This window comes from Vibrio sp. 1288, from assembly GCF_033344475.1.
Genome location: NZ_JAWPOX010000455.1, coordinates 1 through 735 on the forward strand (window position 1 = coordinate 1; position 735 = coordinate 735).

Annotated in this window: 1 protein-coding gene and 1 pseudogene; both read left to right on the forward strand. The window is 40.1% G+C overall.

Annotated elements, in window-relative coordinates; all coding sequences use genetic code 11:
- Positions 1-252 precede the first annotated feature (252 nt).
- On the forward strand, positions 253-438 hold the full coding sequence (locus tag R8O11_RS27345) for a DUF2892 domain-containing protein (protein ID WP_005460908.1): 186 nt from the start codon (positions 253-255) through the stop codon (positions 436-438).
- 71 nt (positions 439-509) lie between these two features.
- Positions 510-735, forward strand: a pseudogene (locus R8O11_RS27350) (CoA-disulfide reductase); the annotation flags it as partial.

Here is a 735-nt window from a genome sequence, read left to right on the forward strand (position 1 = left end):
ATTACTTTTAGGAGATCAGCAGCTTCATTGGCATTGCCTTTCATTGCTGCTACATCCATATCTGTATAGCTCATGACTCACCTCTACATTAAAAACTAAATTAGATATTACTAAAACAGTATCTTTAGTCAACACTAAATTAGTAATTGTGAATTTAGATAAATTAACATTAGACATTTCTAATTTAGTTAATTATAGTGATGAACATCAAAGGATGGCGTTCTCAGTTTGAGAGTACGAAGGAGAAGAGTTATGACGTTAGAAAATGCAGTACGAGTTTTTGCAGGCACGATGGTATTGGTCTCGGTCATACTAACCGTGTTCGTTCACAGTAACTTCATTTGGTTCACCGTGTTTATCGGCGTTAATCTTATTCAAAGTGCTTACACGGGAATCTGCCCTGCTGCTTATTTTTTAAAGAAATTTGGTTTTAGATAATCTAGAGCGCAGTGACCTTTCACACTGGCTATTCGTGAAAGGTCAGCTCGCCCTAAAACTTGGAGTTAAAAATGACTAAGATCTTAATCGTCGGTGGTGTTGCAGGTGGTGCATCTGCGGCGGCGCGTGCTCGTCGTCTGAGCGAAGATGCCGAAATCATCATGTTTGAACGTGGCCCGTTTGTTTCATTTGCCAACTGTGGCTTGCCTTATCACATCGGCGGCGATATCCAAGAACGCAGTAAATTACTACTACAAACGCCAGAAAGCTTTTTAGCACGCTTTAACGTTGATGTTC